Annotated in this window: 11 protein-coding genes and 2 pseudogenes; 3 read left to right on the top strand and 10 right to left on the bottom strand. The window is 68.8% G+C overall.

Features of this window, described 5'->3' with window-relative positions; genetic code table 11:
• Positions 1-234: 234 nt before the first annotated feature.
• From ABZV31_RS33945 to betA, 3 genes are all read right to left on the bottom strand, one after another.
• Positions 235-1,116 carry a LysR family transcriptional regulator gene (locus ABZV31_RS33945; RefSeq protein ID WP_355900699.1) on the bottom strand — a complete coding sequence of 294 codons (882 nt, stop codon included), beginning with the start codon at positions 1,114-1,116 and terminating at the stop codon, positions 235-237.
• Positions 1,117-1,311: 195 nt separating this feature from the next.
• Positions 1,312-2,124, bottom strand: a complete 813-nt coding sequence (locus tag ABZV31_RS33940) for a 5,10-methylenetetrahydrofolate reductase (RefSeq protein ID WP_355900724.1) — start codon at positions 2,122-2,124, stop codon at positions 1,312-1,314.
• A 96-nt stretch (positions 2,125-2,220) separates the two neighbouring features.
• Positions 2,221-3,891, bottom strand: coding sequence for a choline dehydrogenase (betA, locus tag ABZV31_RS33935; RefSeq protein WP_355900698.1), 1,671 nt, complete (start codon positions 3,889-3,891; stop codon positions 2,221-2,223).
• A gap of 151 nt (positions 3,892-4,042) precedes the next feature.
• On the opposite strand from betA, the gene ABZV31_RS33930 reads away from it, so the two are divergent.
• Positions 4,043-4,840: an IclR family transcriptional regulator gene (locus ABZV31_RS33930; RefSeq protein WP_355900697.1), complete on the top strand. Its 798-nt coding sequence runs from the start codon at positions 4,043-4,045 to the stop codon at positions 4,838-4,840.
• Positions 4,841-4,851: 11 nt separating this feature from the next.
• Here ABZV31_RS33930 and ABZV31_RS33925 read toward each other — a convergent pair whose 3' ends face one another.
• The 7 genes and pseudogenes from ABZV31_RS33925 to ABZV31_RS33895 all read right to left on the bottom strand — a co-directional run bounded on the left by ABZV31_RS33925 (position 4,852) and on the right by ABZV31_RS33895 (position 10,997).
• A complete protein-coding gene (locus tag ABZV31_RS33925) occupies positions 4,852-5,982 on the bottom strand; it encodes an aromatic ring-hydroxylating dioxygenase subunit alpha (RefSeq protein WP_355900696.1) in 1,131 nt (376 codons plus the stop codon).
• Between the two features lie 131 nt (positions 5,983-6,113).
• The gene (locus ABZV31_RS33920) at positions 6,114-7,277 is read right to left on the bottom strand and encodes an FAD-dependent oxidoreductase (protein ID WP_355900695.1); all 1,164 of its coding nucleotides are present in this window, start codon (positions 7,275-7,277) and stop codon (positions 6,114-6,116) included.
• Positions 7,274-7,636, bottom strand: a complete 363-nt coding sequence (locus ABZV31_RS33915) for a bifunctional 3-phenylpropionate/cinnamic acid dioxygenase ferredoxin subunit (protein ID WP_355900694.1) — start codon at positions 7,634-7,636, stop codon at positions 7,274-7,276. The genes ABZV31_RS33920 and ABZV31_RS33915 overlap by 4 nt, the downstream gene beginning before the upstream one ends.
• A 306-nt stretch (positions 7,637-7,942) precedes the next feature.
• The gene (locus tag ABZV31_RS33910) at positions 7,943-8,575 is read right to left on the bottom strand and encodes an MBL fold metallo-hydrolase (RefSeq protein WP_355900693.1); all 633 of its coding nucleotides are present in this window, start codon (positions 8,573-8,575) and stop codon (positions 7,943-7,945) included.
• Entirely contained in the window at positions 8,575-9,660 is a 1,086-nt protein-coding gene (locus ABZV31_RS33905) for an S-(hydroxymethyl)mycothiol dehydrogenase (protein WP_355900692.1), read from the bottom strand. Before ABZV31_RS33905 ends, ABZV31_RS33910 begins: the two co-directional genes overlap by 1 nt.
• A gap of 146 nt (positions 9,661-9,806) precedes the next feature.
• Positions 9,807-10,065 (bottom strand): annotated as a pseudogene (locus tag ABZV31_RS33900) (ISAzo13 family transposase); the annotation flags it as partial.
• Between the two features lie 57 nt (positions 10,066-10,122).
• Positions 10,123-10,997 (bottom strand): IS5 family transposase gene (locus ABZV31_RS33895; RefSeq protein ID WP_355900691.1). Its coding sequence is split into 2 segments (ribosomal slippage): positions 10,123-10,607 and positions 10,607-10,997, totalling 876 coding nucleotides; the frame shifts between segments, so codons are not numbered across the junction.
• A 462-nt stretch (positions 10,998-11,459) separates the two neighbouring features.
• On the opposite strand from ABZV31_RS33895, the pseudogene ABZV31_RS33890 reads away from it, so the two are divergent.
• Both ABZV31_RS33890 and ABZV31_RS33885 read left to right on the top strand, forming a co-directional pair.
• A pseudogene (locus ABZV31_RS33890) lies at positions 11,460-11,807 on the top strand (Tn3 family transposase); the annotation flags it as partial.
• A gap of 61 nt (positions 11,808-11,868) precedes the next feature.
• Positions 11,869-12,441 carry a GNAT family protein gene (locus ABZV31_RS33885; RefSeq protein WP_355900690.1) on the top strand — a complete coding sequence of 191 codons (573 nt, stop codon included), beginning with the start codon at positions 11,869-11,871 and terminating at the stop codon, positions 12,439-12,441.
• The last annotated feature ends 123 nt before the right edge of the window (positions 12,442-12,564 follow it).

The raw sequence follows: 12,564 nt of genomic DNA, 5'->3' as shown, positions 1-12,564 counted from the left end.
CCGGGTGCCGGAGCCGTCAGAATCGCGTCCTGGCCGGGCCGGCTGACGGTTTCGGAAACGGCAGGGACTGGCCGTCGGCCGGGGCCTGGTCGCAAGCAAAAAATGGCATCCGCCCGCGAGCCGGTCAACGAGTGGGTCCGAATCACCCGAGACACGTTCTGAATGAACGCGGTAGAAGGTTTCTATGCCAGGCGGAAAGGATCCGGACCGAAAGGGTGGGGCCGCAGGATCGGGTCAGCCCTGCGCGGGCGGCACGGCAAGCGAGACGAACGCCTGGGCGGCCGGCGACAGCGGGCCGGACCGCCAGACCAGCCTGCCGCGGCGCAGCAGTCGTGGGTGGGTGGAGAGCATCCTGGCCCCGCGGAGTGCGGCGTCCGCCGCCATGGACGTGGGCAGCAGGGCCGCTCCGACGCCTGCGAGCACCAGCGGCACGATCATCGCGCGGTGCGCGGTCTGCACCACGATCCGCGGCACGACGTCGTGTGCGGCGCACACCTCCTCGAGCGTGTCGCGAGTGGCCGTGCCCGGTGGTGTCACGATGAGGTCCAGCCCGGCCAGCTCACGCAGGGTGACGGCGTCGGCGTCCGGGTGGGGGTGGTCCGGAGGCAGCACGACGTGCATCTCCTGCTCCGGCAACTCGACACAGCGCAGATCCGATGTGCTCACCGACCCGTCCACCAGGCCGAGTTCGCACTGGCCGGTCCCCACCATGTGCACCACTTCGGAGCCACGCTCCGGGTCGACCACCCGGACACCGACCTTCGGGTGCGCAACGTGGAAATGGCCCAGGATGCCGGCGAGCGGATCGACCGCCAGGGTCGTCTGCGAGACGATGTCGAGTCGGCCGCCGCTGAGTCCGAGGACCTCGCGGACCGAGGAGCTCGCCGTGGAAAGGTCGCGCAGGACCTGGCGCGCCGGTCCCACCAGCGCCGTACCCGCCGAGGTCAGGGCCGCGCCGTGCGGCAGACGGTGGAAGAGGCTGCCGCCCAGTTCACGTTCGAGCGTCCGGATCGCGTGCGACAGCGACGGCTGCGCCACATGCAGGGCGTTGGCCGCAGCCGTGAACCCGCCATGCTCGACCACGGCGATGAAGTACTCCAGCTGGCGTCGTTCCATCGGGTCCCCATGGTGTCGGCAGGTGCCCGGAAGCCCCCGACCTTCATAGCGCAGACGCCTCAGGCATGAAAGAGGCCCCCGTCCGCCCTGGGGACGAAGGGAGCGCCGTCCTCTCGCGTCCCCACGCGTCCTCGCGCGGCGCCGCGCTGCCGGGGGAAGCCGGGAATCTGCGCGCATCGTCGGGCAGCGAGCCCCTTACCCGCCGAGGCGGGTGAGCATGGCACGGCGCCAGCGTTCGGTCCCGGCGAGCTGGTTGAAGGTGAACAGGTGGAGGCCGGCCACGGCCGCCGAGGGGGCGGTGAGCGCGGCCGCGCTGCGGGTCAGCAGCCGCTCGGGCGTGTAGCCGCCCGGCGCGGCGAGACGGGCGAACCAGGAGGCGTGCTTGGCCAGGAAGCGGGTGGACTCCCCCACGCCGATCTTCGTCGCCATGGCCAGCAGCTTGGTGCGTTCGACCGGACCCGCGACGCCGATGTGGACCGGCAGGGTGACGGCGCGCCGCCGTACCCGCGCCACCCATGCAGCCAGCACCCGGGAGTCGAAGCACAGGTTGCTGACGATGTAGGTGGCGTGAGCCCGCTTGTCCCACATGGCCTGGATGGTGACGTCGTCGTCGATCAGCGGGTGGCTCTCCGGGTAGCCGGTGATGCCGACCTGCCCGAAAGGCCTGCCCAGCTCGGTGAGGTGCCGCAGCACCGGCAGCGCGCCTTCGTACGTCCCGGCCGGCGGATCAGCGTCGCCGGCCGGGACGAAGACGTCGTCGACGCCCGCCGCCCGGAGCCGGGCGACGACCTCGACCAGGTGCGCGTGGTCCCGCAGCAGCCGTGCGGGCACGTGCGGGACCACACGGTAGCCGTGCGCCGCGAGGCGCTCGGTGAGCGCGAGGGTGGGCTCCAGGCCCTTGACCGGCGACGCGGTGACCGTGACCACCACGTCGCGCGGCACATGGGCGAGGACCTTGTCCTCGGTCGCCTTGGCGGGCAGGACCTCGTAGCGGACGCTGCCCAGCAGCGCCCGGAAGCGTTCAGCGTCCGAGAATGCGCCACCTGAGGCTGCAGCGCCTGCAGGTGCAACGTCCAGGTGTTCGGCGTCCAAGGCGGCCAAGGTCTACCGGGCCTGCTGCTGGGCGTCGCGGTGGCGGTAGTACGCGACCTTGGAGGGCGGCAGCGGCTCCTTGCCGAGGATGAGGTCGGCCGCTTTCTCGGCGATCATCATCACCGGTGCGTAGATGTTGCCGTTGGTGACGTACGGCATCACCGACGCGTCCACCACGCGCAGCCCTTCGAGACCGTGCACCTTCATGCTCAGCGGGTCGACGACGGCCATGTCGTCGGTGCCCATCTTGCAGGTGCACGAGGGGTGAAGGGCGGTCTCGCCCTCCTTGGCGACCCAGGCGAGGATCTCCTCGTCGGTCTCGACGGAGGGTCCGGGCGAGATCTCGCCGTCGTTGTAGGGGGCGAGCGCTGGCTGGTTGAGGATCTTGCGGGCGACCCGGATGGCCTCGACCCATTCGCGGCGGTCCTGGTCGGTGGAGAGGTAGTTGAAGCGCAGCGCGGGGTGCTCCCGGGGGTCCTTGCTCTTGATCTTCACCGAGCCGACGGCGTCGGAGTACATGGGTCCCACGTGCACCTGGTACCCGTGGCCTCCGGCCGGTGAGGAGCCGTCGTAGCGGACCGCGACCGGCAGGAAGTGGAACATGAGGTTGGGGTAGTCCACGTCCTCGTTGCTGCGGGCGAAGCCGCCGGCCTCGAAGTGGTTGGTGGCGGCGGGGCCCGTGCGGAAGAGCCACTGGAGTCCGATGAAGGGGGCGCGCCACTTCGCCATGTACGGCTGCATGGAGACGGGCTGCTTGCAGGCGTACTGGACGTAGACCTCCAGGTGGTCCTGCATGTTCTCCCCGACGCCCGGGAGGTCGTGGACGACGTCGATGCCGAGGGCGCGCAGTTCGTCGGCGTTGCCGACGCCGGAGAGCTGCAGCAGCTGCGGGGAGTTGATCGCGCCACCGCAGAGGATGACCTCCCCGGCGCGGACCTGCTGGGCTGCGCCTCGCCCGCGCTGGTACTCGACACCGACGGCCCGCTTGCCCTCGAAGAGCACCCGGGTGACGAAGGCGCGGGTCCTGACGGTGAGGTTCGGCCGCTTCATGGCGGGCTTGAGGTACGCCTTCGAGGCCGACAGCCGGCGGCCGCGGTGGACATTGCGGTCGAACGGGGCGAAACCTTCCTGCCGATAGCCGTTGACGTCGTCGGTGCGGGCGTAGCCGGCCTCCTGGACTGCTTCGAGGAAGGCGGTGAACAGCGGGTTGGTGGCCGGTCCGCGTTCGAGGACGAGGGGGCCGTCGTGGCCACGGAACTCGTCGTCCGGATCGGCCGCTAGACAGTTCTCCATCCGCCGGAAGTACGGCAGGCAGTGCGCGTAGTCCCAGGTCTCCATCCCGGGGCCGGCCGCCCAGCGTTCGTAGTCCATGGGGTTGCCGCGCTGGAAGATCATGCCGTTGATGCTGCTGGAGCCGCCCAGCACCTTGCCGCGCGCGTGGTAGATGCGCCTGCCGCCCATGTGGGGTTCAGGCTCGGACTCATACTTCCAGTCGTAGAACCGGCTGCCGATCGGGTAGGTCAGCGCCGCGGGCATGTGGATGAAGACATCCCACGGGTAGTCCGACCGGCCGGCCTCCAGTACCAGCACCCGGTTTGCCGGATCCGCGGAGAGTCTGTTCGCCAGTGCGCTGCCGGCCGATCCGCCGCCGACGATGACGAAGTCGTAGTACAAGGGAGCCATGGTGCCTCGTCTCGCTCGCGCCGTAGATACGCGAGGCATGCTAATACTGGTAGCGCCATGCGCACCAGGTTGCGGGAAGCGCAACTTGCAGGGTCTATGTTTCGATGCCGTTACTTGCACCGGCGTTGTTTACTGCGCGTATAGTTCCGCTATGAGCAACTACACCCCTGATAGCGAAACGTCAACGTCACAGGCCGGCGGAGTGCAGTCGGTCGACCGCGCCATCAGCGTCCTGGAGATCCTGGCCCAGCGCGGCAAAGCGGGCGTCAGTGAGGTGGCAGCCGAGATCGATGTGCACAAATCCACCGCGTTCCGCCTGCTCGGCGCCCTGGAGGCACGCGGTCTGGTGGAGCAGGCGGGCGAGCGCGGCAAGTACCGCCTCGGCTTCGGCATCGTGCGCCTGGCCGGTGCGGTCACGGGACGCATCGACATCACACAGCAGGGCCGCCCGGTCTGCGAGCGCCTGGCGGAGGAGATCGGCGAGACCGTCAACATCGCCGTGATGCAGGAGCACTACGCGATCAACCTCTACCAGGTGCGCGGCCCGGGGGCCGTCACCGCGCACAACTGGGTCGGCCAGCTGACCCCGCTGCACGCCACCTCGAGCGGCAAGATCCTGCTGGCCCACCTGCCCGCCAAGGAACGCGCCGCACTCCTGGCCGAGGCCGGGATGAAGAAGGTCACCCCGCACACCATCACCGCGAAGACGAAGCTGGAGAAGAACCTCGCCGAGGCCCGGGAGCGTGGCTACGCCTGGACCCTGGAAGAGCTGGAGCTCGGCCTCCACGCTATGGCCGCTCCGATCCGCAATCGGGACGGAGAGGTCATCGCGGCGCTGAGCGCCTCCGGGCCCTCGTACCGGTTCACCGAGGAGCGCCTGCACGAGCTTGCTCCGGTTCTGCTCAAGGGCGCGGAGGAGATCAGCCAGCGGATGGGTTACCTGGGCTGAGGGGCCCTCTCCTACTGCTGGCGGGTGCCCAGGCGCTCGTGCACCCAGTCGTGGAAGGCGCCGATGTGGTGCTCGCTGGGCACCAGCACGCCTCCCTTGGCGTACATCCGGGAGCTCATTCCGGGCTGCGTGCGCTCGCACGCCTCGAAGTCCTGCCGGTTGACCCGGTCGAAGAGCTCGACGGACCGGCTGATGTCCTTGCCGCTGTCGACGACGTGCGGGAGGTAGAGCCAGTCGCACTCGACGATCGTCCGGTCAACGGCCATCGGGTACATGCGGTGGAAGATCACGTGGTCGGGGACGAGGTTGATGAAGACCTGCGGCTTGACTGTGATCGCGTAGTAGCGGCGGTCCTGGTCCTCGGCGACGCCCGGAATGCGGTCCAGGCCCTCGGAGCCGTCGACGGTGAACCCCTGGATCTCCTCTCCGAACTCGGCGCCGTGACCGACGTAGTACTGGGCGGCGTAGCCGTCGGCGAACTCGGGGAGGACCTCGGTGAGTTCGGGGTGGATCGTGGCGCAGTGGTAGCACTCCATGAAGTTCTCGATGATGAGCTTCCAGTTCGCCTTGACGTCGTAGACGATCCGCTTGCCGACCGAGAGGTTCTCGATGTCGTAGTGCTCGATCGACTCCACGTCACCGAGGCGGGCGACGACCTCGCCGATGACATCCTCTTCGAACGAGGGCGGGTTCTCCGCCAGGCAGACCCAGACATAGCCGAGCCATTCGCGGGTGGCCACACTCACCAGGCCGTACTCGGTGCGGCCGACATCGGGCATCCTGGTGAGGTTGGGCGCCGCGACGAGTTTGCCCGTCAGGTCGTAGGTCCAGGCGTGGTACGGGCACTGGAAGGCCCGCTTGACCTCGCCGCTCTCCTCCGTGCAGATCCTGGCTCCGCGGTGCCGGCAGACGTTGAAGTAGGCGCGTATGGAGTTGTCCTGGGCGCGGGTGACCAGGATGCTTTCACGGCCCACGTCGACGGTGCGGAAGGCGCCGGGCTTCGCCAGGTCGGACGAGCGCGCGACGCAGAACCACATGGTCTCGAATATGCGCTCCTGCTCCTGGGCGAAGATTGCGGGATCGGTGTAGGAGGAGCCGGGGAGGGTGGCGATCAGGCTGTCCGGCAGGCTCGTCGAGGTCACGGTGCACTCCTCGGGAAACGTCGTGGATCGGTCATTCACGCGCCACAGAAGTGCGACTTCGGGTGGCGTTGTGTATGGAGCAACGCTGCGTGCGATATGCAACCGCAGCATGGGATGCCTCAGGGGCGGTGTCAAGTCGTCGTGAGGGCGAGTTGCTTGCGCCAGCGGGTGAACAGCCGCGGCTGGTTCATCCCGAGCACGGCGACCGGATGACCCGCACGCCGGTAGACGGCCAGGACGTTGCGGTCGTCCGCGGCGCCCTCCTCGATCGTCACGGTGTCGGCGTCGGCGGCATGACCGGCGAACTGGATCTTCACGCCGTACTGGTCCGACCAGAAGTACGGCGGCCGGGGCACGCCTGGTTCCACCGCGCCCCAGGACAGCAGCGTCGCGACGGCCGCATCGGGGCGCTCCCGTGCACCGGTCCAGTGTTCGACGCGGCGATGGGCGCCCGCGCGGGGGTCGTACCAGTTGGCGCAGTCGCCGACCGCCACCACGCCGGCCAGGCTGGTGCGGCCGTCCGCACCGCACTTGACGCCGTTGTCGAGCACGAGCCCGGATCCTTCCAGCCACTCGACGCACGGGCGTGCGCCCACACCGACGACGACGGTGTCGGCGGGGATGGTGCGGCCGTCCTCGAGCAGCACGGCGTCGACCCGGCGCTCCCCGCTCAGCCCCTTGACGCCCACGCCGCACAGCAGCCGTACGCCGTGGTCGGCGTGGAGGGCGGAGACGATGGCGCCCATGGTTTCGCCGAGCGGTCCGGCGAGCGGCGTCGGGGCCGCCTCGACAACCGTCACGTCGAGCCCGAGGGCGTACGCGGTGGAGGCGACCTCGGCGCCGATGAATCCGCCGCCGATCACTACCAGCCGTCCGCCGCGGGCCAGTTCGTCCCGCAGGGTGAGGGCGTCGTCCAGGGTACGCAGGGTGTGCACTCCGGCCAGGCCGTCGGAGCCGGGCAGGGCGCGCGCGGCGGCGCCGGTCGCGATGACGATGCCGTCGGCGCGGACCTCCCGGCCGTCGGCGAGCCGGATGGCGCGGTCCGTGGGGTCGAGTCCGGTGGCGCGGGTGCCCAGCAGCCACTCCGCCTGCAGGTCCTCGTCCTCCGTCTCCAGCGCGAGATCCGCTTCCCCGATGGTGCCGGCCAGGAACTCCTTGGACAGCGGGGGCCTGTCGTACGGGCGGTGGAGCTCATCTCCGATGACGACCAGCCGTCCGTCGTAGCCCTGTTTCCGCAGTGAGCGCGCCGCCGACAGCCCGGCCAGCGAGGCACCCACCACGGCCACGGTCCTCACGCGGGACCTCCGGCGAGCCTGGATGCGACGCAGGGAGGCAGGTTGGGGGCGTCCGTGGACAGCCGGACGTAGATCATGCCGTCCTCGACGACGACCTCATGGGTCCGGACGGGGAGCTTGGCCGGTGGGGCGTCGACGGCACCGGTCCTCAGGTCGAACTTCGAGGCATGCAGCGGGCACTCCACCTCGCAGCCCTCCAGCCAACCGTCGGCAAGCGAGGCGTCCTGGTGGGTGCAGGTGTCGTCGATGGCGAAGACCTCGCCGTCATCGGTGTGGAACACCGAGACCGGCGGATCGATGTCGAGCCGGTAGGCCTCGCCTCGCGGCAGATCCGCGAGACGGCACGCGGGAATCATCATGACACCTCGGTGCGTATAGCGAAACGGATTGCGGTAAGCGCAACATCAGTCTGAGGTCGGCCAGAACCCTTGTCAAGGCATTCGGAGGGGCGGTTGACTCGAACGCTAGGTTGCATATCACGCAACTAAAGGCGCATTAAGCAACCAAGTCGGGAAGGGGTGCAACGCCCGAGTGAGCGCCTTCGACCTGTTCAAAGGGGGCGCCCAGCCGTCGCGTCCCCGGGCGGCGGTTGCGGATACGAGCACGCCCGCCTCGTCGGCCATGCAGGCCGACGAGGCGGGCGTGCGCCGTTCGACGGGCGGTGGTCAGAAGCCGCGGTCGATCCACTCCTGAAGGTGCGGGGCCTCGGTGGCGACGGTGGTCGTCTCCCCGTGCCCGGTGTGTACGACGGTCTCGCCCGGCAGAGTCAGCAGCCGGTCGCGGATCGAGTCGACGATGGTGCCGAAGTCGCTGTACGACCTTCCCGTCGCCCCCGGGCCGCCCGAGAAGAGCGTGTCACCGCTGAAGAGCGCCGTCAGGGCCGGCGCGTACAGGCAGACCGCACCGGGGGCATGGCCGGGAGTGTGCAGCACGGTCAGCTCGACGTCGGCCACCGTGAGGACCTGGCCGTCGGTCAGGTCGCCGTCGGGCATCCGGTCGGGGTGGGTCTGCTTCCACAGCGGCAGGTCGTCGCCGTGGAGCAGGATCGGGGCACCGGTGCGCGCCGCGAGTTCGGGCGCGGCGTCGATGTGGTCGTTGTGGGCGTGGGTGCACACGATGGCCCGTAGAGTGCGCTCACCGAGGGCTTCGGCGATCGCCTCGGCGTCATGTGCGGCGTCGATGACGACTGCCTCGTTGTCGTCGCCGACGATCCACACGTTGTTGTCGACGTCCCAGGTGCCGCCGTCCAGCGAGAACGTCCCCGAAGTGACGAGATGTTCGATGCGGGCGCCGGCCATCACAAGACCACCACCGAGCGCAGCACGTCGCCGCGGTGCATCCGTTCGAAGGCCTTCTCGACCTCGTCCAGCGCGATGGTCTCTGTGACGAAGGCGTCCAGGTCGAGGCGGCCCTGCAGATAGAGGTCGATGAGCATCGGGAAGTCCCGGCTCGGGAGGCAGTCGCCGTACCAGGAGGACTTCAGCGCGCCGCCCCGGCCGAAGACGTCCAGCAGCGGCAGTTCCAGCTTCATCTCCGGGGTCGGAACCCCGACGAGGACGACCGTGCCGGCCAGGTCGCGGGCGTAGAACGCCTGCTTGTACGTCTCCGGGCGGCCCACGGCCTCGATGACCACGTCGGCACCGAAGCCGCCGGTCAGGTCGCGGATCGCCTCCACCGGGTCGGTGTCCTTGGAATTGATGGTGTGGGTCGCGCCCAGCTTCTTGGCGGTGTCCAGCTTGAGGTCGTCGATATCCACCGCAATGATCTTCGCCGCGCCCGCCAGGTTCGATCCGACGACCGCCGCGGCCCCGACGCCGCCGCAGCCGATGACCGCTACGCTGTCACCGCGTCCGACGTTGCCGGTGTTGATGGCCGCGCCGATGCCCGCCATCACCCCACACCCCAGCAGACCGGCGGCGGCCGCCGACGCGGCCCGGTCAACCTTCGTGCACTGCCCCGCCGCCACCAGCGTCTTCTCCGCGAACGCACCGATACCCAGCGCCGGCGACAACTCGGTGCCATCGGTCAAGGTCATCTTCTGCTTCGCGTTGTGCGTGTTGAAGCAGTACCACGGCCGTCCGCGCAGGCAGGCCCGGCACTGCCCGCACACCGCACGCCAGTTGAGGATGACGAAGTCACCGGGGGCGAGGTCGGTGACGCCTTCTCCCACCGACTCCACGACACCCGCGGCCTCGTGGCCCAGCAGGAAGGGGAAGTCGTCGTTGATGCCGCCCTCGCGATAGTGCAGATCGGTGTGACAGACCCCGCAGGCCTCGATCTTCACCAGCGCCTCACCCGGGCCCGGGTCCGGCACGATGATCGTTTCCAGGCTGACGGGGGCGCCCTTCCCTCGCGCGACGACAGCACGAACCTGGTGAGTCATGGCCACTCCTCGGCTGGTACGAGATCCGACTCGGATGTTTCTCATTACGACACACATCTCGTGTGTCGCAACACAGCATTGTGGAGTGCCGACCGAGGGTCAAGGATTCGACGCTCAACACACTGCGCGGGGGGCGTGCCCCGACAGAACCGCCGGTGGTCGATCTTGTTCCACTTCGATGTGCCGGGCGGCAGGCGGCACACAGTGATGTTCAGGCCCGCCTCGGCGGCCAGAACGGCGAGCTCGGCCTTCCAGGCGCGGGTGCGGTAGCCGTTGGAGCGGCCTGCGTCGGCGCTGATCAGCAGCCCCGTGGCCTGCGGGTGGTCCTGCCTGCCGAGCGACCGCCTGCCACCAGCGGCGGATGGAGCCGACCGCGAACGCGGCGGTGTCGTGGTCGGTGCCGATGACACGCAGGCCGCAGCCCCGGGTCCACCTAGCTAGGGCGTGTTTCGAATGTGCTGGTCACAGGCACTCGTTGATGGCCGCGACAAGGACGGTCGCTTCGTAGCGCACCGCGAGCTTGTCGTACCTCGTGGCCACGGCGCGGTGCCTTTTGAGGCGATTGATGCCGCATTCGACTGCGTGCCGAGCCTTGTAGTCCTCGGGGTCGAACTTCGGCGGACGGCCGCCGCGCGAGCCGAGCTTCTTGCGGTTGCGAGCCTGATCAGCCTTGTCCGGGATGGTGCAGCGGATGCCACGTCGGCGCAGGTAGGCGCGGTTCTTGCGGGACGCGTATGCCTTGTCCCCGCGCACACGCCTCGGCCGGGTACGCGGCCTGCCCGGCCCCAGGCGGGGCACCCTGATACGACCCAGGACGACCTCGAACTGCGGGGAGTCCCCACGCTGACCGGCAGTGATCACGATGGACATGGGCTTCTGCCCCTGCTCGATACCCAGGTGCAGCTTGGTGGTCAGCCCGCCGCGCGAGCGTCCGAGGCCGTGGTCGTCCGGCTCGACGGCGACGCCGCCAGGCGGCTCCCTCTGCAGGTCCCCCCTTTTCGCGCCCCGGCGGCGTGCTGGTGGGCCCGCACGATCGTGGAGTCGACGTTGATGTCCCAGGTGATCAGGTCCTTCGCATCCGCCCGGGCCTGGAGGGCGGTGAAGATCCGGTGCCAGGTGCCGTCCCGCTGCCAGCGGCGGAACAGGTCGTACACCCGGCCCCACGGCCCGTACTCGGCGGGCACGTCCCGCCACGGGACGCCGGTGCGGACCCGGAACCGTATGCCGTCGATCAGCTGCCGCCGGGTCCATATCGGCGGCCGGCCGGGCTTCTTGCCCTTCGGCAACAGCGGCTCCAGCGCGGCCCATTGCTCGTCCGTCAGGTCTCCACGTGCCACGAACCAAGATCATCTCATACCCAAGATCCTCGATACACGCCCTAGCTGTACCACTGGTTCCTGGCGAAGGCGGTCATGTGAGGCATGGCGTTCCCGTCCCTGTCGGCGGGGCGTCGTCGCCCCGCGTGCCGTGGTTGGACCCAGGGTCGTGACGTTTGCGGCAGCTCGGCAAGGCGGCTTCTGTCAGACGGAAGAACTTCCGTGAAAAGGCTGGTCAGAGTATGGGTCCGTCGGTCGCTGGCCACCAGAGCCGACGACGTAGTTGTGCTGCTTGTTGGTTCACGCCTGAGGTGGCCGTAGACGGCTACGGCGAACGCATCCACTCGGTACCTGGCCGTAATTGCCCGGTGATGGCTATTTTGTCGCTGGATATGGCATTTCTTTGCCGGTGTTTGCCCGGTACAGCGGCAGCAATCGGTATCGCGGCAGGTCAAGTGCTGTTCGTTTCGGCGGGGAGCCTTCCGTCACAAGCTCGCCCGGGAGGTCTGCCACGGCAAGCGCGGGCAGATCATGCAGGCGTACCGCGAGGGGCAGGAGGACCAGCTCGGTGCGCTCGGCCTGGTCCTGAACGCCGCGGTGCTGTGGACGACCCGCTATCTGGATGCCGCTGTCACCGCTTCGCGGGCGCTGCCCGCCGACCAGCGCCAGCACGAGGTCCAGTACGAGGACGTCGCCCGCCTGTCTCCCCTCAAGCACGCGAACCTCAACTGCCTGGGCCGCTACGGCTTCCGCGCCACCGTCCCGGCTGACGGGGACTTGCGCCCGCTGCGCGACCCCGCTGCTCCGGACGAGGACGCCGATCAGCGGTGAGTCAGAGCACCGCGGGCAACACCTGCCTCGGCGTGTCTCTCGGCCTCGCGCGCACTGCAGCGTGATCAAATACGGCATGGCATCGTCCTGGACTGGTGAACGGGTACGCCTACGCGCTATCGAGCCCGACGACTGGACAGCGTTCATGCGCTTCGCCGACGGTGACGGGCGGCGAGGGAGCCGGCTGGATCTACGGCGGTCCGCCGAGAGCTACCGTGCCTGGGCGAAGGAGCAAGCCGTTGCCAAGTGCGATGACGACCGCTTCCGCTTGGCAGTCGAAACGACGGCCAGGGGAGAGCTGGTTGGCACCGTCGGCTCACATCGCACCGGCCCTCGTTCAGGCTGGTTCGAGTTTGATGTCACGATCGGCACTGACCACCGGCGCAAGGGCTACGCGGCAGAAGCCGTAGTGCTGCTGATGCGCTTCATGTTTGCCGAGCGGCGCTATCACAAATGCCTAGGAGCGATCTTCGCCCACAACGAGGCATCGCTGGCACTTACCCGTCGGCTCGGCTTCACCGAGGAGGGGCGCTTGCGGGAACACGTTTACTTCGCCGGCCGGCACCACGAACTCGTCATGATGGGCATGCTCGCCAACGAGTTCGACCAGCGACACGCGATGAGCGAACCATGAGCCGGTCATCCAAGCGTGTGCGGAACGGCACTCGAACTTGATCAACGTTCGCTGTTCGCGGGTGGAGGCGGCCTGTCACTGCAAGCAGGACTGCCCTCAGCTGCGCACGGTGGCACGCAGGCG

Source organism: Streptomyces sp. NPDC005202 (genome assembly GCF_040608235.1).
Taxonomy (GTDB): Bacteria; Actinomycetota; Actinomycetes; order Streptomycetales; family Streptomycetaceae; genus Streptomyces.
Note: the sequence above shows the minus strand (reverse complement) of the source record. Positions and strands in the feature narration are given on the sequence as shown.

What these genes read in the sequence shown, in the direction of transcription:
- ABZV31_RS33930 (WP_355900697.1), top strand. Translation starts at nt 4,043, where the DNA reads ATGAGCAACTACACCCCTGATAGCGAAACGTCAACGTCACAGGCCGGC.
- betA (WP_355900698.1), bottom strand. Translation starts at nt 3,891, where the DNA reads ATGGCTCCCTTGTACTACGACTTCGTCATCGTCGGCGGCGGATCGGCC.
- ABZV31_RS33905 (WP_355900692.1), bottom strand. Translation starts at nt 9,660, where the DNA reads ATGACTCACCAGGTTCGTGCTGTCGTCGCGCGAGGGAAGGGCGCCCCC.
- ABZV31_RS33915 (WP_355900694.1), bottom strand. Translation starts at nt 7,636, where the DNA reads ATGATGATTCCCGCGTGCCGTCTCGCGGATCTGCCGCGAGGCGAGGCC.
- ABZV31_RS33910 (WP_355900693.1), bottom strand. Translation starts at nt 8,575, where the DNA reads ATGGCCGGCGCCCGCATCGAACATCTCGTCACTTCGGGGACGTTCTCG.
- ABZV31_RS33945 (WP_355900699.1), bottom strand. Translation starts at nt 1,116, where the DNA reads ATGGAACGACGCCAGCTGGAGTACTTCATCGCCGTGGTCGAGCATGGC.